The sequence below is a fragment of the Nitrospirillum karajorum genome (genome assembly GCF_036348415.1).
Taxonomy (GTDB): domain Bacteria; phylum Pseudomonadota; class Alphaproteobacteria; order Azospirillales; family Azospirillaceae; genus Nitrospirillum; species Nitrospirillum amazonense_B.
Genome location: NZ_JAZBQB010000001.1, coordinates 318195 through 337102, shown reverse-complemented (window position 1 = coordinate 337102; position 18908 = coordinate 318195). Strand labels below are relative to the sequence as shown.

Here is an 18908-nt window from a genome sequence, read left to right as displayed (position 1 = left end):
CGGCGCATGAGCCAGTCGGACGATCAGCTCCTGAAAAGGCTGCTGGCCATGTTCGAGGTGGAGGCGGAGGAGCACCTTTCCGCCATCGCCGCCGGACTGCTGGCCCTGGAGCAGGCGCCGCCGCGCGACCGCGCGCAGGAGCTGGTGGAGACCACCTTCCGGGAGGTGCACACCCTCAAGGGTGCCGCCCGCGCCGTGAATCTGGGCGCGGTGGTGGCCGTGTGCCACGCCATGGAAAGCGTCTTCGCGGCCTTGAAGGGCGGGCGACTGGCGCTGACGCCCGCCGGCCTGGACCTGCTGCATCAGGGTTATGCCCGTGTACGGGGCCTGCTGGACGGCAGCTTGGCCGCCGGGCCGGACCAGGACGTTCTGGTGGCGGCCCTGGACGCTTATGCCGAGGGGCAGGAACCGGCTGCGGCGGTGCCGGTGTCGGTCCTGACACCGCCGGACGCCCCGCCCGCCTCACCGGCTTCGGAGCGGAGAACGGAAACGCCGGCCCCCGACGCGCCGGCCCCCGACACGCCGGCCCTGGACACGCCGCGCGTCGGCAGCCGTCCCACCCTGCGCATCGCCACGGCCAAGGTGGATGCCCTGCTGCGCCATGCGGAGGAGCTGGTGTCCGCCCGGCTGGCCGCCGGTCGCCAGGTCGCGGAACTGGGGGGGCTGGCGTCGGAGGTGGCGGAGCGCGTGCGCTCCCACGAGCGGGCCCGCCGCCGCGTGGTGGAGGAGGGGGAGGACAGCCCCACCGTCCGCCTGCTGAAGCAACAGGGTGACACGCTGCGCTGGCTGTCCGGTCGCATCGCCCAGCTGGCGAACGCCGGTCGCCAGGACGTGCGCATCCTGGGCAAGATGCTGGACAGCCTGCTGGACGAGGCGAAGCAGGTGCTGATGGTGCCGGTGTCGGTGCTGCTGGATCCCATGGCGCCGCTGGTGCGCGACCTGGCCCGCGCCGAGGGCAAGGACGTGGATTTGGTCATCCGGGGCGGGGACCTGGAAATCGACCGTCGCATCCAGGAGGAGATGAAGGACGCGCTGCTGCACATCGTGCGCAACGCTGTCGCCCATGGCATCGAGGCGCCGGAGTTGCGCGCGCGTCGGGGCAAATCGGCCCGGGGCGCCCTTGCCATCACCGTGGCCCAGACGGAAGGGGGAAGGGCGGAGATCGCCATCGCCGACGATGGCGGCGGTTTCGACGTGGCGGGCCTGCGCCTGGCCGCGGCGGAGCACGGGCTGATGACGGCGGAGGCCGCGGCCGCGCTGGACGACGACGCGGCCCGCGCGCTGGCCTTCCATTCCGGCCTGTCCACCAGCGGCCTGCTGACCGACGTGGCCGGCCGGGGGCTGGGCCTGGCTATCGTGCAGGAAAAGGTGGAGCGGCTGGGCGGCAGCCTGGCGGTGGAATCGACGCCAGGCCTGGGTACCGTCTTCCGCATCCGTTTGCCCGTCACCCTGGCCAGCTTCCGCGGAGTGCTGGTGGAGGTGGAGGGCGCCTGTTTCATCCTGCCCACCGGGGGAGTGGAACGGGTGGCCCGCATCGCCCAGGGCGCCATCGCCACCGTGGAGAACCGCGAGACGGTGGTGTTGAACGGGCGCACGCTGGGCCTGGTGCGGTTGGCCGATGTGCTGGGCTTGTCGCCCGCGCGTCCCTCCCAGGCGCCGCCCAGCCACCACACGGTGGCGGTGCTCAGCCGGGGCGGGCAGGCCACCGCCTTCATCGTCGACCGCGTGCGCGATGAGCAGGAGGTGCTTATGAAGGGCCTGGGGCCGCAGTTGGCTCGCGCCCCCTATGTCACCGGCGCCAGCGTCCTAGCGACGGGAGAGGTGGCGCTGATCCTGAATGTTGCCGACCTGCTGGCGGGGGCGGCCCAGGCGCCGGCCACCCCACGGTCGACGGTGACCGTGTCGCGCAAAAAGTCCATATTGATTGCAGAAGACAGCATCACTGCACGCACGCTATTCAAGAACCTGTTGGAGGCGGCGGGGTATCAGGTGCGCACCGCCGTGGACGGGATCGACGCCTGGGCGGTCCTGACCGGTGGGGAGGAGTTCGACCTGCTGGTGTCGGATGTGGAAATGCCGCGCATGGGCGGGTTCGAGCTGACCGCCAAGGTGCGCGGCACCGCCAAGCTGGCGGACTTGCCGGTGGTGTTGATCACCTCGCTGGGCTCACGCGAGGACAAGGAACGGGGGATCGATGCCGGCGCCAACGCCTATCTGGTCAAGGACAGTTTCGACCAGGGCAACCTGCTGCAAATCGTCAGTCATTTGGTTTAAGGGAAGTCTCTCATGATTCGGGTCGTCGTCGCTGAAGACTCCCCCACGCTGCGCGAATATCTGGTTTCCATCCTGTCGGCTGAACCCGATATCGAGGTGGTGGCCACCGCCATCGACGGCCTTCAGGCGGTGGAGGCCGTGGCCCGCCATCGCCCCGACGTCGTGACCATGGACATCCACATGCCGCGCTTGGGTGGCCTCGCCGCGACCCGGCGCATCATGGAGGAAACGCCCTGCCCTATCGTGGTGGTCAGCAGCACCATGAGCGACCAGGTGGCGGCCACCTTCCGCGCCCTGGATGCCGGCGCCGTGGCCTTCGTCCACCGGCCGGTGGGGGTGGGTCATCCCCGCCAGGCCATTGAAGCGGCGGAACTGGCGCAGACCGTGCGCCTGATGGCCGAGGTCAAGGTGGTGCGGCGTTGGGCCAACCCGGCCAAGCTGCCCCGTCCGCCCGTGGCCCGCCCCATGCCGGAGGCCAGCCTGCCTGGCGGCGTGCGGCCCGCGGTCATCGCCATTGGGGCCTCCACCGGCGGGCCGGTGGCCCTGCAGGCCATTCTGGCGGGCCTGCCCGCCGACTTCCCCATCCCCCTGATGGCGGTCCAGCACATCTCTCCCGGTTTCGTCGGCGGCTTCGCCGAGTGGCTGGCCGGCGGCTCCGCCTTGCCGGTGCAGGTCGCCAAGGCGGGGGAGGTGCCCCGCCCCGGCCACTTCTATCTGGCGCCCGACAACGCCCACATGGGCTTGGGCGCGGATGGGGCCATCACCCTGGATCACGGCCCGCCGGAGAACAGCGCCCGGCCGGCGGTGTCGCATTTCTTCCGTTCCGTGGCCCGGGTCCATGGGGGCCGCGCCGTGGGGGTGCTGCTGTCCGGCATGGGCGTGGACGGGGCGGTGGAATTGCGTGAGATGCGCGACGCCGGCGCGGTCACCTTCGCGCAGGACAAGGAAAGCAGCATCGTCCACGGCATGCCCGGTGCCGCCATCGCCCTGGGCGGCGCCACCGCCGTGCTGAAACCGTCCGACATCGCCACGCGTCTTGTCACGCTGGCCCGCAAAGTGGAGGAGAGCTAGGCCTGCCGCTGCGCCCGGAAGGAGCCGGGCGCCAGCCCCGTCCATTTGCGGAACGCGCGGTGGAAGGCGCTGGTCTCGGCGTAGCCCAGGCGGGCCGCCAGGTCGGGGATGGCCTCCGTCCCCGCTGCCAGCGCCGCTTCGGCGGCGCGGCGGCGCAATTCGTCCTTGATGGCCTGGAAGGGGCGCCCCTCTTGCCGCAGCCCCCGGCGCAGCGTGGCGGGGAGCAGCGCAGGGTGCGCGCCACACTGTCGAAATCCGGCCAAGCCGCGGGGGGCTGGCGGTCCAGCAACTGAGCGACGCGGCGGGCGTAGCTGTCGGGGTTGCGATAGCGCACCAGGAAATTTTCCGGCGCGCGGTTCAGGAAGGTGACAGCGGTCCGCGCGTCCTGCGCCACCGGCAGGGCCAGCAGGGTGGCATCGAACCACAGACGGGCGGCCTCCTGGCCGAAGCGCAGGGTGGAACTGTACACCACCCGGTATTCCTCGGCATGCGGTGGCGCCGGGGGGATGAAATCGGCGGCGCCGATGGGAATGCGCCGCCGCACCAGCCAGCAAGCCAGGCCGTGCAGATAGGTCATCAGCGTCTCTTGCGCGAACAAGGCCAAGGGCGCGTCGGGGACGGTGGGGCGGATCTCCAGGCAGGCCAGGCGGCCTTGGCGGCGCAGGCCCACCCGGATGCCGTCGAACACGCTGTTGTATCCCCGGCAGGCGAGTTCCAGCGCCCGGCCCAGGTCCCGCCCGCCCAAGGCCAGCAGGCAGATGACGGAAAAGGTGCCGATCTTCATGCGGCGGCTGTCCAGGCCGAAGAACTCGTCATCCAAGACCTGGGCCAGCAGGCGCAGCAGGGTGCCGTAGGTGGCCACCGGCACGCGGGCGCCGTCAGGAAAGGCGCCCAGGCCCGCCTTGCGCCGCAGCGGGGCGGCGTCCAGGCCGCACGCGGTGGCGCAGGCCAGCGCGGCCTCCACGAAATAGGGGGCGACACTGTTCTTGTCCTGAAGGAACTTGTCCACGCGACGACACCCAAGACGGATTGACAAAAACGATCACCGGATTTGATCCGGTTGGTCATTCCCGATTGGTTCGATCATGTCTAGTGTGGTCGCGGCTGGCAAGCCGGCCCCAAGAATGTGGAGGAAGCGTCCCGATGCTGATCACCGAGGAACAGGCCATGGTGCGCGACATGGCGCGCGCCTTCGCCCGGGAGCGGCTGGCCCCCGGGGCGGCGGAGCGTGACCGCACTAGCGCCTTCCCGGCCGAAGAGATCAGGGCTATGGGCGAATTGGGCCTGATGGGCATGCTGGTGCCCGAGGAATGGGGCGGGGCCGGCACGGATATCCTGTCCTATGTCCTGGCGATCGAGGAGATCGCGGCCGGCGACGGCGCCATCTCCACCATCATGAGCGTGCACAACTCCGTCGGCTGCGCCCCCATCCTGAAGTTCGGCACCCCGGCGCAGAAGGACCGCTATCTGCGCGCCATGGCCACCGGCCAGATGCTGGGTGCCTTCTGCCTGACGGAACCGCAGGCGGGCTCCGACGCATCCGCGCTCAAGACCCGCGCCGTGCGCGATGGCGACCATTGGGTCATCAACGGCGCCAAGCAGTTCATCACCAATGGCCAGAACGCCGGCGTGGCCCTGGTCTTCGCCGTCACCGACCCGGCCGCCGGCAAGAAGGGCATCTCCGCCTTCCTGGTGCCGACCGACACGCCCGGCTATACGGTGGCACGGCTGGAACACAAGCTGGGCCAGCGTTGCAGCGACACGGCGCAGATTGTGTTCGATGACGTCCGCGTGCCGGCTGACGCCCTGCTGGGCGAACCCGGCCAAGGCTATCGCATCGCCCTGGCCAACCTGGAAGGTGGGCGCATCGGCATCGCGGCGCAGGCGGTGGGCATGGCCCAGGCCGCGTTCGAGGCGGCGCGGGATTACGCGCGCGGCCGCACCAGCATGGGCGTGGCCATCATCGAGCATCAGGCCGTGGCCTTCCGCCTGGCGGACATGGCCACCCGCATCGAGGCGGCGCGCCAGTTGGTGCTGCATGCTGCCAGCCTTCGCCAGGCGGGCCAGCCCTGCCTGAAGGAGGCGTCGATGGCCAAGCTGTTCGCGTCGGAAATGGCGGAGCGCGTGTGCTCCGACGCCATTCAGACCCTGGGCGGCTATGGCTATGTCGAGGATTTCCCGGTGGAGCGCATCTATCGCGATGTGCGCGTCTGCCAGATTTACGAGGGCACCAGCGATATCCAGAAGCTGGTGATTTCCCGCAACCTCTAAAGGATCGGTAAGCGATGAAAGTACTGGTCGCGGTCAAGCGGGTCGTTGACTACAACGTGAAGGTTCGCGTGAAGGCGGACGGCACGGGTGTGGAGACGGCCAACGTCAAGATGTCGATGAACCCGTTCGACGAGATCGCGGTTGAGGAGGCTGTGCGCCTGAAAGAGGCGGGCAAGGCCACCGAGATCGTGGTGGTGAGCGTGGGGCCGAGCCAAGCGCAAGAGACGCTGCGCACGGCGCTGGCCATGGGTGCGGATCGCGCCATCCTGGTGCAGACGGATGTGGAGACGCAGCCGCTGGGCGTGGCCAAGGCGCTGAAGGCGCTGGCCGAGAAGGAACAGCCCGGCCTGGTGATCCTGGGCAAGCAAGCCATCGACGATGACGCCAACCAGACCGGCCAGATGCTGGCGGCGCTGCTGGGCTGGGCCCAGGGCACCTTCGCCAGCAAGGTGGTGCCGGCCGAGGGCACGGTCGCCGTGACGCGCGAGATCGACGGCGGTCTGGAGACGGTGGAGCTGAAGCTGCCGGCGGTGGTGACCACCGACCTGCGCCTGAATGAACCGCGCTACGCCTCGCTGCCCAACATCATGAAGGCGAAGAAGAAGCCGCTGGAAACGGTGGACCCGGCCAGCCTGGGTGTGGACCTGACGCCGCGCCTGAAGACGCTGAAGGTGGCGGAGCCGGCGAAGCGCGCCGGCGGGGTGAAGGTGGACTCCGTCGAGGAGCTGGTGGCCAAGCTGAAGACCGAAGCGCGGGTGATCTGACCATGACAACTCTTGTGATTGCTGAGCCCTCGGTGGAGGGCGTGAAGGCCCCGACGCTGACCACCCTGGGGGCGGCCGCCAAGCTGGGCGGCGACGTCCACGTCCTGGTCATCGGCCAGGGCATTGCTGCTGTCGCCGAGGCGACAGCCCAGGTCGCCGGTGTGGCCAAGGTGCTGACGGCGGACGCCGCCGAGCTGGCGCATGGCCTGGCGGAGAACGTGGCGCCGCTGGTGGTGAACCTGGTGAAGGCCGGCGGCTACAGCCATGTGCTGACGCCCAGCACCACCTTCGGCAAGAACGTGGCGCCGCGCGTCGCGGCCCTGCTGGACGTGGCGCAGATCAGCGACATCACGGGTGTGGAGGGTGCGGACACCTTCACCCGGCCGATCTACGCCGGCAACGCCATCGCCACCGTGCAGTCGTCCGACCCGGTGAAGGTGGCGACGGTGCGCGGCACGGCGTTCGAGGCGGTGGCGGCCACGGGCGGCAGCGCGTCGGTCGAGGCCGTGTCGGGTGCGGCGGATGCCGGCCTGTCCACGTTCGTGAGCCAGGAGGTGTCGAAGTCGGAGCGGCCGGAGCTGACCAGCGCCCGCGTCATCGTCTCGGGCGGCCGGGGCATGCAATCGGGCGACAACTTCCCGCTGCTGGAGGCCCTGGCCGACAAGCTGGGGGCGGCGGTGGGCGCCTCTCGTGCGGCGGTGGACGCCGGCTTCGTGCCCAACGACTACCAGGTCGGGCAGACGGGCAAGATCGTGGCGCCGGAGCTGTACATCGCCGTCGGCATCTCGGGCGCCATCCAGCACCTGGCCGGCATGAAGGACAGCAAGGTCATCGTCGCCATCAACAAGGACGAGGAGGCGCCCATCTTCCAGGTCGCCGACTACGGCCTGGTCGCCGACCTGTTCAAAGCCGTGCCGGAATTGACCGGCCAGGTCTGAGGCCGCTTCAGTTTCAAGGAATAACACCGTGACTTGGCCGGGTGCTCGTGAGGGCGTCCGGCCAATTTTTTATTCCACGCCCCTTAAGTCACCTCATGCCCCGCCGCCCGCAGCAACGACAGCGCGCGGTCCCGGTTCTCCGCCTTCACCATCAAATGGTCGGTGTTGAAGGTGGAGGTGACGAAGATGCCGATGCCATCCTCCGACAGGGGCCGGATGACGGACAGCAGGATGCCCGCCTGATCGAAGGCGAAGGGGCCGATGAACTTCAGGCACACCCAATCACGATCAGCCTTCACGTCCTGTGGCACCCGCTCTTCCCGGCAGATCAGCGACAGTTCCTCATCATCCCGGGCCAGGGCGGTGAAGCCCTCGCCCTCCCACCAGGCGGGGATAGGGGTATCGGGCGGAAATTGGACGATGGCGTAGCGGCCATCCAGGTGCTGCAAGGTGATGCCCATGGGGGTGCTTTCCGAATGACGAAGCGGTGGCGCCAATGACGGCGCCACCTTACCGGAAAGTCCCCCATCTTACAGGTGGGGATGGCGGCGGCCACACCCGGCCACCGCCTCGCGTCCTATTCCACCGTGTCCACTGGGGTGGCGGCCACCACCACCGGCGCCTCGGCCAGCAGGTCGCCCACCGCCGCGCGGAAAGCGGTGTAGTGCGGGCTGGCGCGGTGGGCCTCGATGGCGGCCTCATCGGCATAAATCTCGAACACATGGAAGCGGACCGGCGTGTCCGTGCCCCGGAACAGGTCATAGCGGCGGTTGCCCGGCTCCGCGCGCGAATGACCGGTCAGCGTGCGCATCAGCGCTTCCACCTTGTCCACGGCCTCGGGCTTGGGCGTGACGGTGGCGATCAGGGAAATGCTCATCATCTAACTCCATTTGCGCCCTCAGGCGCCGGGTGCCGGCATCCGCCGGCTAGGCTTATCCTCGATTTCCAGTCCGCCTTTGGCTCCCCGGAAATCTCCGGCGGACGCGGTCGCGTCCTACGGCGGCATGGGTCCTCCCATGCCGCCGTTGTTGGTCAGGCTTCGACGGCGTAGCGCTGCAGCCAATGGGCGTAGGGGGCGGGCAGCACCCAGGAAGGGCGCTCGATCCCCAGCTTCAAGGCGGCGGCGTAAGGCCAGTGCGGGTTGGCCAGGTGGTTGCGGCCGACCAGCACCTGGTCCAGCTGCTGCTCCCGCACCGCGCGGTCGGCGACCTCGGGGTTGGCGAAACCCCAGGCGGAGGAAACGGGGATGCCGGCCTCCTGACGCACGCGGGCGGCGATGGGCGCCAAGAAGGCGGGGCCCCACGGCACATTGCCCTTGGGCGTGGAGAAGCCGACGCTGACGCTCAGCAGGTCCAGCCCTTCCTGGCGGAAGCGGCGGGTCAGGGCGATGGACTCCGCCATCGTCTCCTCATCCCGGCCGTCATACTCGATGACGCCGAAGCGCGCGGTCAGGGGCAGGTGCTCCGGCCAGACCTGGCGCACGGCGGCCAGCGTTTCCACCAGGAAGCGGCCCCGGTTCTCGGCGCTGCCGCCGTACTGGTCTGTGCGCTGGTTGGCGTCGCGGTTGAAGAAGCTCTGGGCCAGATAGCCGTGGGCGAAGTGCAGCTCCAGCCATTCGAAGCCGGCATCGCGGGCGCGCTTGGCGGCGGCCACGAACTCTTCCCGCACCCGGGCGATGTCGTCCAGGGTCATGGCCTTGGGGGTCTTGGGCAGGTTGGCGCCGAAGGCGATGGCCGACGGCGCGATGGTGTCCCAGCCGCGCGGATCGCCCTCGGCGATATGGTCATCGCCCTCCCAGGGGCGGTTGGCGCTGGCCTTGCGGCCGGCATGGCCGATCTGGATGCCCGGCACGGCCCCGGCCGCCTTGATGGCGCGGACGACCGGCACGAAGGCCTGGGCCTGCGCGTCGTTCCACAGGCCGGTGCAGGCCGGGGTGATGCGCCCCTCCGGCGCCACGGCGGTGGCCTCCACCACCACCAGGCCGGCACCGCCCCGGGCCAGGGTGGCGTAGTGGCTGAGGTGCCAGTCGTTGGGCAGACCATTGGTGGCGCTGTACTGACACATCGGCGGCACGGCGATGCGGTTGCGCAGGGTGATGTCCTTGATCTTCAGGGGATCGAACAAGGTGGGCATGGGGAAGCTCCGGATGAACGGGAACGGTAAGGGATGGGACAGGGGTGGTCAGCCTCGAAGCGCCGCCAGCAACAACTCGGCGGTCTTTTCGGACGAGGCCGGGTTCTGTCCGGTGATCAGCAGGCCGTCCTGAACGGCGTAGGGCTGCCAGTCGCCGATCTTGCTGTAGACGCCGCCCTTGGCCGTCAGCATGTCCTCAACCAGGAAGGGGACGACCGTGGTCAGGCCGACGGCCTCTTCCTCGCTGTTGGTGAAGCCCGTGACCGCGCGGCCCTGCACCAGGGGGGTGCCGTCCGCCGCCTTCACGTCGCGCAGCACGCCTGGGGCGTGGCAGACCAGGGCGACCGGCTTGCCCGCCGCGACGGTGGTTTCGATCAGGCGGATGGAGTTGGCGTCGTTCGCCAGGTCCCACAGCGGGCCGTGGCCGCCGGGATAGAACACGGCGTCGAAGCCCTCATGTCCGACCTCGGCCAGGATTCGGGTGGTGGCCAGGGCCTGCTTCGCCGCGGCGTCCGCCTCGAACCGGTGGGTGGCGTCCGTCTGGAAGCCTGGATCGCTGCTCTTGGGGTCCAGCGGCGGCTGTCCGCCCTTGGGCGAGGCCAGGGTGACGGTCGCCCCGGCGTCCTTGAAGACGTAATAGGGGGCGGCCAGCTCCTCCAGCCAGAAGCCCGTCTTGGCGCCGGTGTCGCCCAGTTGGTCGTGAGAGGTCAGCACCATCAGGATGTTCATGATCCTATGTCCTTTCGGTTCGAAGAGTGGAATAGACCAGTCGTCTAGTTATTTGGGCGCGGAAACACCGGCGAAGGAGGCCGCCGGCGGGACCGCGTCAGTGAGGGGTGTCGAGGTGCAGCATCATCCGGGTGGCGCGCATCGCGGCCTCCAACGGGCTGGCGCTACGGGAAATCTTGGCCATCAGGCTGGCACCCAGCCAGGTCTGATACAGGGTTTCCGCCAAGGGACAGGGGGCCCCGGCGATGGTGAGCGACCCGTCGGCGACGCCGTCCTCCAGCGCCTGGCCCAGGCGCTTGATGATGGCCTTGGTGCCCCGGTCCAGCACGGCGCGCATGGCCTCCGACAGGTCGGCGACCTCCGCCCCCAGCTTTACCGCCAGGCACTTGCCTTCGGCATCGCAGTCGCCCTGGGTGTCGATCCAGTTCTGCCAGTAGGCCAGCATGCGATCGACCACCGGCTTGCCGGGCGCCGACAATTGCCGGTCCAGATCCGCCAGATAGGTCGCGAAATAGCTTTCCAGCAGGGCGGTGCCGAAGGCGTCCTTGGAGTCGAAATAGTGATAGAACGACCCCTTGGGTACATTGGCGGCGCCTAAGATCTCGTTCAGCCCAACCGCGGCGAACCCCTTGCCGCCGATAATGCGCTGGGCGGTGTCGAGGATGTGCTGGCGCACGTCGATGCTGTGGGGCTTGGCGATCATGGGTGCGATATAAGCACGATTAGACCAGTCGTCTAGTGACGGTCGTCACCCTTAGTCGACTTCCACCACGATCTTGCCCACCGCCTGACGGGCGCCCAGGGCGGTCAGGCCTTCGGGGGCGCGGTCGAAGGGTAGGCGCAGGCCGATGTGGGGGCGGATTGTGCCCTCGGCCAGCCAGCCCATGATCTCCCGCAGGTAGGTCTGGTTCAGGGCGGGGTCGCGGCGGGTGAACTCGCCATAGAACACGCCCAGCACGGCGCCGTCCTTCAGCAGGGTGAGGTTCAGGGGCAGCTTGGGGATGCCGGCGGTGAAGCCCACCACCAGGTAGCGGCCGCGCCAGCCCAGGGTGCGGAAGGCGGGTTCGGCATAGGCGCCGCCCATGGGGTCGTAGATCACGTCGGCCTCGCCCTTGCCGGAGACGGCTTGGCAGGCGGCGCGGATGTCGGCGGTCAGGGCCTTGGCGGCGGCGGGGTCGTCCAGGGTGGCGGGATAGACCACCACGGCGTCGGCGCCGTTATCCTGGGCGATGGCGGCCTTCTCTGGGGAGGACGCGGCGGCCACGACGCGGGCGCCCATGGCCTTGCCCAGTTGCACCGCCGCCAGGCCCACGCCGCCGGCCGCCCCCAGCACCACCAGCGTTTCCCCCGCCGCCAGCTTGGCGCGGTCACGCAGGGCGTAGTGGCTGGTGCCGTAGGTCAGGCGCAGGGCGGCCCCGGCGGCGTCATCCACACCGTCCGGCAGGGTCAGGCAATCCGATGCCGGCAGGGCCAGCTGTTCCGACAGCCCGCCATGCGGCACCACACCGATGACGCGGTCGCCGATGGCCAAGCCCTGGACGCCCTCGCCCAGGGCGATCACCCGGCCGGCCACCTCCAGCCCGGGGGCGAAGGGCCGGGGCGGGCGGGCCTGGTACAAATCCTGGATGACCAGCAGGTCGGGGTAGTTCAGCGCCGTGGCGCTGACGGCGACCACCACTTGGCCGGGCCCCGCCACCGGTGGCGGCAGATCCGTGTCCAGCACCAGGGTGTCCGGTCCCCCCGTCCGATGGCTGCGCCATGCCCGCATCGCTGTCCTCCCAGTTCGTTGGGGCCCAGAGTGGGGGAGGCGGCGGGGCCGGTCCATCATTCATATTGACCGGTCCCCGCACCCTTTCCAGGATCGCGGCGTTGCCGGCCCGCGCGCAGTGCGCTGCCGGGCCGGGTTTTCGAGAAAGGGAGTGTCACGCATGATCGGCCGCCTGAACCATGTCGGTATCGCCACACCGTCGATCGAGGACGCCATCGCCGTCTACCGGGACCTTTTGGGCGCCACGGTGATTCGGGAACCCTTCGATTTGCCGGCCCAGGGCGTGCGCGTCTGCTTCATCGACACGCCCAACAGCCAGATCGAACTGATCGAGCCCCTGGGTGAGGCCTCGCCCGTTCACGCCTTCCTGAAGAAGTTCCCCCAGGGCGGCCAGCACCATGTCTGTTTCGAGGTGCCGGACATCCACGCCGCCGCCGCCGACATGGCGGCCAAGGGCGCCACGGTGCTGGGCCAGCCCCGCATCGGCGCCCACGGCACGCCCGTGATCTTCGTGCACCCCAAGAGCATGGGCGGCGTGCTGGTGGAACTGATGGAAACGCCCAAGGCTCCGCATTGATCCGGCGCCCTACGTAAACCCTAGGCCCCGACCGGGGCCGCCGGAGATTTCTGGGGAGCGTCAGCGGACTGGAAATCGAGGATAGCCAAGCCCGCGGATGCGGGCGCCCGGCGCCTGAGGGAAAACGAACAAAACTACACTCCGCTCAGGATACCCTTGATGCGGCTGGCCAGCGCCTCCATGGAAAAGGGCTTGGTCTGCACATGCAGGCCAGGCGCCAGCCGTTCATTGCCGATGACGGCGTTTTCGGCATAGCCGGTGATGAACAGCACCTTCAGGCCGGGGCGCAGGTCCCGGCCCGCGTCGGCCAACTGCCGGCCGTTCATGCCCTGGGGCAGGCCGATATCGGTCACCAGCAGGTTGATGGGGGTGTCGGATTGCAGGATGCGTAGCGCCTCCGGGCCGTCCATCGCCTCCAGCGTCGTGTAGCCCAACTCATCCAGCACCTCGGTCACCAGCAGGCGCACGGTGGGCTCATCATCAACCACCAGCACGGTTTCCCCCCGCTTGGCCCGGGGGGCGGCCTGGGTGATGGCCAGCATCTCCGCCGCCTGCTCCTGACCGTGGTGGCGGGGCAGGTACAGCGACACGTTGGTGCCCAGCCCCACCTCGGACAGGATGCGGATTTGGCCGCCGGATTGCCGCACGAAGCCATAGATCATGGACAGGCCAAGGCCGGTGCCCTGGCCGATGGGCTTGGTGGTGAAGAAGGGGTCGAAGGCGCGGGCGATGACCTCCGGCGGCATGCCGACGCCGGTGTCGGTAACGCTCAGCAGCACGAACTGGCCGGGTGTCATGTCATGGGCGCTGGCGGTTTCATTGTCGATCTCGCGGTTGCTGGCCTCGATGGTGATGTGGCCGCCGCGGGGCATGGCGTCGCGGGCGTTGATGCACAGGTTCAGCAGAGCGCTTTCCAACTGGTTGGCGTCGATTAGGGTGGTCCACAGGTCCGGCGGCGTATCGACGATCAGCGCGATGGCGGGGCCCACCGTGCGCCGCACCAGATCCTCCATCTCCAAGACCAGGCGGCTGACATCCGTCGGGCGAGGGTCCAGGGTCTGCTGCCGCGAAAAGGCCAGCAGCCGGTGGGTCAGGGCGGCGGCGCGGTCCACCGCACCCCGCGCCGCCGTCATGTACCGGTCCAGCGCGTTCAGGCGGCCCTGGCGGACGCGCTGGTCCAGCAGTTCCAGGCTGCCGCTGATGGCGGTCAGCAGATTGTTGAAGTCATGGGCTAGGCCGCCGGTCAACTGGCCCACCGCCTCCATCTTTTGCGCCTGGCGCAACTGCGCCTCCGCCAGGCGCAGGGCCTCGGCCTGGCGCTTCTCCTCCGTGATGTCGCGGCCATAGCCATAGACCACGTCCCCTTCGGCGAAGGAGTTCCAGGAAATCCAACGGAAGCCGCCATCCTGGTGCCGCAGGCGGTTTTCGAAGCAGATAAGCTGGCCCTCGCTCAGCAAGGCCTCATGGGCCTGCACCGTGGCGCGGGCGTCGTCGGGCCAGACCATCTCCACGAAGCTGCGGCCGATCAGTTCCTCGGGTTCATGGCCCAGGATGGCCTTCCAGGCGGGGCTGGCGTCGCGGAATATCCCGTCGCGCCCGATCACCAGCAGCAGGTCGCGGGAAAAGCGCCAGACGCGGTCGCGTTCCGCCGTGCGCTCCGCCACCCTTTCTTCCAGGTCGGCGTTCAGGCGGGCCAGCTTGTCGGCGGTGACGCGCAGGGTGCGCTCCGCTCGCACCTTGGCCGTCGTCTCCACCACGATGGCGATGACACCGGCGGGCCTGCCCGCCTCATCCAGGATGGGGGAATAGTCCAGGTTCATCCACACCTGCTCCGGTCGGCCGGAGCGATGCAGCGTCAGTTCCTGGTCCTGATAGGCCAGCGTGCCGCCGGCCAGCCCCACCTTCATCACATTGTCGTTGAAGTCCGCCACCTCATGCCAGCCTTCCCGGACCTTGGAGCCCAGGAGTTGGGGGTGGCGGCCGCCGGCGAAGACGGAATAGGCATCGTTGTAGATCATGATGCCATCCGGTCCCCACAGCGTGACGATGGGAACGGGCGACTGCAGGATCAGGCCCACGCTGGTGCGCAGGCTTTGCGGCCATTGGTCCAGGGGCCCCAAAGGCGTCCGCGACCAGTCATAGGCCGCGATCAGCGACGCCAATTCGCCGCCGCCGGACAGGAAAGCCGGTATTGCCTCTTGCGCCATATGCCGCCGCGCCCCATCCAACCGCATTAGCCGCCTTCACGCCGAAAATCCTACGACGCTTGTTATGTCACGCGAGGAAGGCGGGCACATCGCCAACCAAAGACTATGTCGCGGCGCGACATCCCCCTCCAAAAGGCAGAGGCGCGGGGTATCGGGGTCAATGCTGGTGGTGAAGGTCCATCATCTCCAGCGGCATCATGTTGGCGCTGAGGTTGGCCATGATCCACAGCGATCCCGCCACCACCAGGAAAACGATCAGCACGCCGAAGGCCAGGGCCAGCACGTTGTTGGTGTTGTCCGGCCCGGTGGTGATGTGCAGGAAAAAGACCAGATGGACACCCATCTGGGCCACGGCCAGGACGGCCAGGCCGATGGGCACCCCTTGCGGCCACAGCACATGGGTGCTGGCCGCCCAGAAGGACGTCGCGGTCAGCAGGATCGCCAGCGCCAGGCCGACGATATAGACCTTGAGGCTGGCCAGAAGCTCCTCCCGGCTGTCGCCCGGCGCTGTGTCCAGGGGAACCGCGTCATGAGGGATGCCATCGGGGGCATGATGATCGGTTTCGGCCATCTCAGCGTCCTCCCATCAGGTAGACGATCGTGAACAAGGCCACCCAGATGATGTCCAGGGCATGCCAGAACAGGCTGAAGCACATCAGTCGGTGCAGGACGGTGGTGCGCCACCCCTTGTCCGCCACCTGCGCCACCATGACCACCAGCCACAGCAGCCCCACGGCGACATGGGCGCCGTGGCATCCCACCAGGGTGAAGAAGCCGGACAGGAAGGCGCTGCGCTGGGGCGTGGCGCCCTGGGCGATCATGCCGGCGAACTCACGCATCTCCAGGACCAGGAAGCCCAGGCCCAGCAGGAAGGTAACGGCGGCGGCGCTATGGAAGGCGGTGCGGTGGCGCGCCTCCATGGCCAGCGACATCATCCCGCAACTGAAGCTGGAGAAAAGCAGCAGGGCCGTTTCGACGGCGACGTTGGTGGGGTCGAACAACTCGGCCCCCGTCGGTCCACCGGCCGTCGCCTTGCCCACCACCGCGTAGGTGGCGAACAGGGCGGAGAACATCACGATGTCGCTTAGCAGGAACAGCCAGAAGCCGTAGGCGATGATGATGCGCTTGGGCGCCGGCCCCGCCGTGCTGGTGCCGGTCCGCATGCCGTGGGCGGCCCTGGGCGCGTCGTCGTGTAGGCTGGCGGCGGTCATGGCGTGACCCCCGTCCATTGGGCATCCTGGTGGTGGGCGTCTTGGTGGGCGCGGTCGGCCTGCGCCACCGCTTCGGCGGGGATCTCGTACTCGCTGTCATCGCGCCAGGCGAAGACCAGGGTGGTGGCCAGGGCTCCGGCCAGGCCCAGCGCCACCAGCCACCAGATGTGCCAGATCAGGGAAAAGCCGGTGACGACGGCGAAGAAGGCGGTGACGAAACCGGTGGGGCTGTTCACCGGCATGTGGATGGCCTCATACACCAGCGCCCTGGCGGCGGCCACCCGCTCCTCCCGCGTGCGCCGCTTCACCTGCCAATAGGCGTCCTCCCGCTCCACATGGGGCAGGATGGCGAAGTTCCAGGCCGGCGGAGGGGAGGGTGTGGACCATTCCAGGGTGCGGCCATTCCATGGATCGCCCGTCACGTCGCGGCGGCGGTCGCGGGTGCGGATGGACACGATCAGTTGGATGATCAGGGCCACGATGCCGGCCAGGATGAAGGCGACGCCCACGGCCGCCACGATCAGCCAGGGCTGCCAGGATGGATCGTCATAGTGCTGCAGCCGTCGGGTCATGCCCAGCATGCCCAGATAGTAAAGCGGCATGAAGGCCAGGTAGAAGCCGACGAACCAGCACCAGAAGGAAACCTTGCCCCAGCCTTCGTCCAGGGTGAAGCCGAAGGCCTTGGGGAACCAGTAAGTGTAGCCGGCCAGCACACCGAACACGACGCCGCCGATGATGACGTTGTGGAAGTGGGCGATCAGGAACAGGCTGTTGTGCAGGACGAAATCGGCCGGCGGCACCGCCAGCAGCACCCCGGTCATGCCACCGATGACGAAGGTCACCATAAAGCCCACGGACCACAGGATGGGCACCTGGAACCGCACCCGCCCGCCGTACATGGTGAAGAGCCAATTGTAGACCTTCACGCCGGTGGGCACGGCGATGATCATGGTCATGACGCCGAAGAAGCCGTTGACGTTGGCGCCCGCCCCCATGGTGAAGAAGTGGTGCAGCCAGACGATGAAGGACAGGATGCAGATGGCCATGGTGGCCGCGACCATGGAGCGGTAGCCGAACAAGGGCTTGCCGGAGAAGGTCGAGACGACTTCGGAAAACACGCCGAAGCAGGGCAGGATGAGGATGTAGACCTCTGGATGCCCCCACACCCAGATGAGGTTGATGTACATCATCGGGTTGCCATCGCCGTCCGCCGTGAAGAAGTGCATGCCGAGATAGCGGTCCAGCAGCAGCATGGCGAAGGTGGCGGTCAGCACCGGGAAGGCGGCGATGATCAGCAGGTTGGACGCCAGCGAGGTCCAGCAGAACACCGGCATGCGCATGTAGCCCATGCCCGGCGCCCGCATCTTCAGGATGGTGGTGGCCAGGTTGATGCCCGACAGCAGGGTGCCCACGCCCGAGATTTGCAGGGCCCACAGGTAATAATCGACGCCCACGCCGGGTGAATATTTCAGTTCGCTCAGCGGCGGATAGGCCAGCCAGCCGGTGCGCGCGAACTCCCCGATCACCAGCGACAGGTTGGTCAGCAAGATGCCCGAGGCGGTGAGCCACAGGCTGACGGAATTGAGCGTGGGAAAGGCCACGTCGCGGATGCCCAGTTGCAGGGGCACGGCGAAATTCATCAGACCGATGATGAAGGGCATGGCCATGAAGAAGATCATGATGGTGCCGTGGGCGGAGAAGATCTGGTTGTAATGCTCCGGCGGCAGGTAGCCGGAGTCCGGACCCACGGAGATGGATTGCTGGATGCGCATCATGACGGCGTCGGTGAAGCCGCGCAGCAGCATGACCAGGGCCAGGACGACGTACATGACGCCGATGCGCTTATGGTCGACGGACGTCAGCCATTCCTTCCACAGATAGGGCCAGTGGCCCTTCACCGTCACCCAGGCCAACACACCCACCACCGCCAGGATCATGAGGCCCGAGGCGATCATGTCGATAGGCTCGTTGATGGGGATGGCGCTCCAGCTCAGCTTGCCAAACATGCTGCGTCCTTCTTCAAGGGCCCTGCTTCACCGGCGGGGCCGTCAGGGCCGGATGGGCGCCCGGGTTGGCGATGGCGGTGAACAGGTCCGGTGTGACGTCGCGGAAGGTGCGGGGGCGGTCCGCCCGGCTGGGCTCGGCCAAGCGGTGGAAGGCGGCCTCATCCAGCGCGTCGCCTTGGTCCCGGGCGGTGGCGATCCACTGGTCGAAGGCGTCGCGCGGCACGGCCTCCACCGTGAACAGCATGTCGGGGAAGCCGGCGCCACTGAACTGGGCGGAGATTCCGGGATAGCGGCCGGGCTTGTCCGCCTGCAGGTTCAGTCGCGTGATCATGCCGGGCATGGCGTAGATTCTGGCTGCCCAGTTGCGGCACGAAGAAGCTGTTCATGACGCCGTCTGAGGTCAGTTGGAAGCTGATCGGCGTGCCGGCCGGCACGACCAGGTGGTTGACGCTGGCGATGCCCTGTTCCGGGTAGATGAACAGCCATTTCCAATTCAGCGACACCACCTGGACCGGCACGGCGCGGCCGGCGGCGGCCAGGGGCCTGGGCGGGTCCAGGTCGCGGGAGCTGACCCAGCCGATACCGCCCAGCAGCAGCACGGTCATGGCCGGAATGGACCACACCACCATTTCGATGCGGCCGGAATATTCCCAGTCGGGGCGGTAGCGGGCGCGGGCATTGCCGGCGCGGAACCACCATGCCACCCCCAGCGTCGCCAGGATGGTGGGCAGGACGATGGCCAGCATGATGCCCAGGGAATCCAGCAGGATGGTCAATTCCTGCGCGGCAACTGGGCCTTGCGGGTCCAGGACGCCGCCGGAACAACCGGCAAGGCCGGGCAGCACCAAGGCCAGGGCGGTGGCGGCGACGGGGCGGGCCATGGCTTTCCTTGGGTGTGGTGGGGAGGGAGGGGAACGGGGGTACGGCCGGTCAATGCGCCGGTCCGCCAGATGTTCCAG

At 68.3% G+C, this 18908-nt stretch carries 19 protein-coding genes and 1 pseudogene; 6 read left to right on the top strand and 14 right to left on the bottom strand.

Annotated features, from left to right (window positions below):
* Positions 1-6 precede the first annotated feature (6 nt).
* Complete coding sequence (locus UCD39_RS01520) at positions 7-2274, top strand: hybrid sensor histidine kinase/response regulator (protein WP_330494379.1); 2268 nt, start codon at positions 7-9, stop codon at positions 2272-2274.
* A 12-nt stretch (positions 2275-2286) separates the two neighbouring features.
* Positions 2287-3345: a chemotaxis-specific protein-glutamate methyltransferase CheB gene (gene cheB, locus UCD39_RS01515; protein WP_330494378.1), complete on the top strand. Its 1059-nt coding sequence runs from the start codon at positions 2287-2289 to the stop codon at positions 3343-3345.
* Here cheB and UCD39_RS28400 read toward each other — a convergent pair.
* Together UCD39_RS28400 and UCD39_RS28395 are read right to left on the bottom strand one after the other, a co-directional pair.
* On the bottom strand, positions 3342-3770 hold the full coding sequence (locus UCD39_RS28400) for a helix-turn-helix domain-containing protein (RefSeq protein ID WP_442943586.1): 429 nt from the start codon (positions 3768-3770) through the stop codon (positions 3342-3344). The genes cheB and UCD39_RS28400 overlap by 4 nt on opposite strands.
* Positions 3749-4309, bottom strand: a pseudogene (locus tag UCD39_RS28395) (AraC family transcriptional regulator); the annotation flags it as partial. The gene UCD39_RS28400 and the pseudogene UCD39_RS28395, both read right to left, overlap by 22 nt.
* 179 nt (positions 4310-4488) lie before the next feature.
* Here UCD39_RS28395 and UCD39_RS01505 point away from each other — a divergent pair.
* Genes UCD39_RS01505 through UCD39_RS01495 form a run of 3 tightly spaced genes read left to right on the top strand, consistent with a single transcriptional unit; the run spans position 4489 to position 7318 of the window.
* Positions 4489-5616, top strand: a complete 1128-nt coding sequence (locus UCD39_RS01505) for an acyl-CoA dehydrogenase (RefSeq protein WP_330494376.1) — start codon at positions 4489-4491, stop codon at positions 5614-5616.
* 14 nt (positions 5617-5630) lie between these two features.
* Positions 5631-6380: an electron transfer flavoprotein subunit beta/FixA family protein gene (locus UCD39_RS01500; protein ID WP_330494375.1), complete on the top strand. Its 750-nt coding sequence runs from the start codon at positions 5631-5633 to the stop codon at positions 6378-6380.
* Positions 6381-6382: 2 nt separating this feature from the next.
* Positions 6383-7318, top strand: coding sequence for an electron transfer flavoprotein subunit alpha/FixB family protein (locus UCD39_RS01495; protein ID WP_330494374.1), 936 nt, complete (start codon positions 6383-6385; stop codon positions 7316-7318).
* Positions 7319-7401: 83 nt separating this feature from the next.
* Here UCD39_RS01495 and UCD39_RS01490 read toward each other — a convergent pair whose 3' ends face one another.
* The 6 genes from UCD39_RS01490 to UCD39_RS01465 all read right to left on the bottom strand — a co-directional run bounded on the left by UCD39_RS01490 (position 7402) and on the right by UCD39_RS01465 (position 11948).
* On the bottom strand, positions 7402-7779 hold the full coding sequence (locus UCD39_RS01490; protein WP_330494373.1) for an ACT domain-containing protein: 378 nt from the start codon (positions 7777-7779) through the stop codon (positions 7402-7404).
* Positions 7780-7895: 116 nt separating this feature from the next.
* Complete coding sequence (locus UCD39_RS01485; RefSeq protein ID WP_330494372.1) at positions 7896-8198, bottom strand: putative quinol monooxygenase; 303 nt, start codon at positions 8196-8198, stop codon at positions 7896-7898.
* 152 nt (positions 8199-8350) lie between these two features.
* The gene (locus UCD39_RS01480; protein ID WP_330494371.1) at positions 8351-9451 is read right to left on the bottom strand and encodes an NADH:flavin oxidoreductase/NADH oxidase; all 1101 of its coding nucleotides are present in this window, start codon (positions 9449-9451) and stop codon (positions 8351-8353) included.
* 48 nt (positions 9452-9499) lie between these two features.
* Positions 9500-10180, bottom strand: a complete 681-nt coding sequence (locus UCD39_RS01475; protein ID WP_330494370.1) for a type 1 glutamine amidotransferase domain-containing protein — start codon at positions 10178-10180, stop codon at positions 9500-9502.
* Positions 10181-10277: 97 nt separating this feature from the next.
* Positions 10278-10883 (bottom strand): TetR/AcrR family transcriptional regulator, encoded by a 606-nt coding sequence (locus tag UCD39_RS01470; protein WP_330494369.1) that lies wholly within the window; start codon positions 10881-10883, stop codon positions 10278-10280.
* A gap of 51 nt (positions 10884-10934) precedes the next feature.
* Entirely contained in the window at positions 10935-11948 is a 1014-nt protein-coding gene (locus tag UCD39_RS01465) for an NADPH:quinone oxidoreductase family protein (RefSeq protein WP_330494368.1), read from the bottom strand.
* Positions 11949-12108: 160 nt separating this feature from the next.
* Here UCD39_RS01465 and mce point away from each other — a divergent pair, with 160 nt between their 5' ends.
* Positions 12109-12525 (top strand): methylmalonyl-CoA epimerase, encoded by a 417-nt coding sequence (gene mce / locus UCD39_RS01460; RefSeq protein WP_330494367.1) that lies wholly within the window; start codon positions 12109-12111, stop codon positions 12523-12525.
* 134 nt (positions 12526-12659) lie between these two features.
* On the opposite strand, the gene UCD39_RS01455 is transcribed toward mce, so the two are convergent.
* From UCD39_RS01455 to UCD39_RS01430, 6 genes are all read right to left on the bottom strand, one after another.
* Positions 12660-14732 (bottom strand): hybrid sensor histidine kinase/response regulator, encoded by a 2073-nt coding sequence (locus UCD39_RS01455; RefSeq protein WP_330494366.1) that lies wholly within the window; start codon positions 14730-14732, stop codon positions 12660-12662.
* 157 nt (positions 14733-14889) lie between these two features.
* Positions 14890-15303 (bottom strand): cytochrome o ubiquinol oxidase subunit IV, encoded by a 414-nt coding sequence (gene cyoD, locus UCD39_RS01450; protein WP_330494365.1) that lies wholly within the window; start codon positions 15301-15303, stop codon positions 14890-14892.
* Between the two features lies 1 nt (position 15304).
* Positions 15305-15943 carry a cytochrome o ubiquinol oxidase subunit III gene (gene cyoC / locus UCD39_RS01445; RefSeq protein WP_330494364.1) on the bottom strand — a complete coding sequence of 213 codons (639 nt, stop codon included), beginning with the start codon at positions 15941-15943 and terminating at the stop codon, positions 15305-15307.
* Positions 15940-17949, bottom strand: coding sequence for a cytochrome o ubiquinol oxidase subunit I (gene cyoB / locus UCD39_RS01440; RefSeq protein ID WP_330494363.1), 2010 nt, complete (start codon positions 17947-17949; stop codon positions 15940-15942). Before cyoB ends, cyoC begins: the two co-directional genes overlap by 4 nt.
* Before the next feature lie 13 nt (positions 17950-17962).
* Positions 17963-18172: a COX aromatic rich motif-containing protein gene (locus UCD39_RS01435; RefSeq protein ID WP_330494362.1), complete on the bottom strand. Its 210-nt coding sequence runs from the start codon at positions 18170-18172 to the stop codon at positions 17963-17965.
* The gene (locus UCD39_RS01430) at positions 18108-18830 is read right to left on the bottom strand and encodes a cytochrome ubiquinol oxidase subunit II family protein (RefSeq protein ID WP_330494361.1); all 723 of its coding nucleotides are present in this window, start codon (positions 18828-18830) and stop codon (positions 18108-18110) included. The genes UCD39_RS01435 and UCD39_RS01430 overlap by 65 nt, the downstream gene beginning before the upstream one ends.
* Between the last annotated feature and the right edge of the window lie 78 nt (positions 18831-18908).

Excerpts from the sequence above, each read along its gene's own strand:
- UCD39_RS01520 (WP_330494379.1), top strand. The coding sequence starts at position 7 with ATGAGCCAGTCGGACGATCAGCTCCTGAAAAGGCTGCTGGCCATGTTC.
- cheB (WP_330494378.1), top strand. The coding sequence starts at position 2,287 with ATGATTCGGGTCGTCGTCGCTGAAGACTCCCCCACGCTGCGCGAATAT.
- UCD39_RS01505 (WP_330494376.1), top strand. The coding sequence starts at position 4,489 with ATGCTGATCACCGAGGAACAGGCCATGGTGCGCGACATGGCGCGCGCC.
- UCD39_RS01500 (WP_330494375.1), top strand. The coding sequence starts at position 5,631 with ATGAAAGTACTGGTCGCGGTCAAGCGGGTCGTTGACTACAACGTGAAG.
- UCD39_RS01495 (WP_330494374.1), top strand. The coding sequence starts at position 6,383 with ATGACAACTCTTGTGATTGCTGAGCCCTCGGTGGAGGGCGTGAAGGCC.
- UCD39_RS01490 (WP_330494373.1), bottom strand. The coding sequence starts at position 7,779 with ATGGGCATCACCTTGCAGCACCTGGATGGCCGCTACGCCATCGTCCAA.
- UCD39_RS01485 (WP_330494372.1), bottom strand. The coding sequence starts at position 8,198 with ATGATGAGCATTTCCCTGATCGCCACCGTCACGCCCAAGCCCGAGGCC.
- UCD39_RS01480 (WP_330494371.1), bottom strand. The coding sequence starts at position 9,451 with ATGCCCACCTTGTTCGATCCCCTGAAGATCAAGGACATCACCCTGCGC.
- UCD39_RS01475 (WP_330494370.1), bottom strand. The coding sequence starts at position 10,180 with ATGAACATCCTGATGGTGCTGACCTCTCACGACCAACTGGGCGACACC.
- UCD39_RS01470 (WP_330494369.1), bottom strand. The coding sequence starts at position 10,883 with ATGATCGCCAAGCCCCACAGCATCGACGTGCGCCAGCACATCCTCGAC.
- UCD39_RS01465 (WP_330494368.1), bottom strand. The coding sequence starts at position 11,948 with ATGCGGGCATGGCGCAGCCATCGGACGGGGGGACCGGACACCCTGGTG.
- mce (WP_330494367.1), top strand. The coding sequence starts at position 12,109 with ATGATCGGCCGCCTGAACCATGTCGGTATCGCCACACCGTCGATCGAG.
- UCD39_RS01455 (WP_330494366.1), bottom strand. The coding sequence starts at position 14,732 with ATGGCGCAAGAGGCAATACCGGCTTTCCTGTCCGGCGGCGGCGAATTG.
- cyoD (WP_330494365.1), bottom strand. The coding sequence starts at position 15,303 with ATGGCCGAAACCGATCATCATGCCCCCGATGGCATCCCTCATGACGCG.
- cyoC (WP_330494364.1), bottom strand. The coding sequence starts at position 15,943 with ATGACCGCCGCCAGCCTACACGACGACGCGCCCAGGGCCGCCCACGGC.
- cyoB (WP_330494363.1), bottom strand. The coding sequence starts at position 17,949 with ATGTTTGGCAAGCTGAGCTGGAGCGCCATCCCCATCAACGAGCCTATC.
- UCD39_RS01430 (WP_330494361.1), bottom strand. The coding sequence starts at position 18,830 with ATGGCCCGCCCCGTCGCCGCCACCGCCCTGGCCTTGGTGCTGCCCGGC.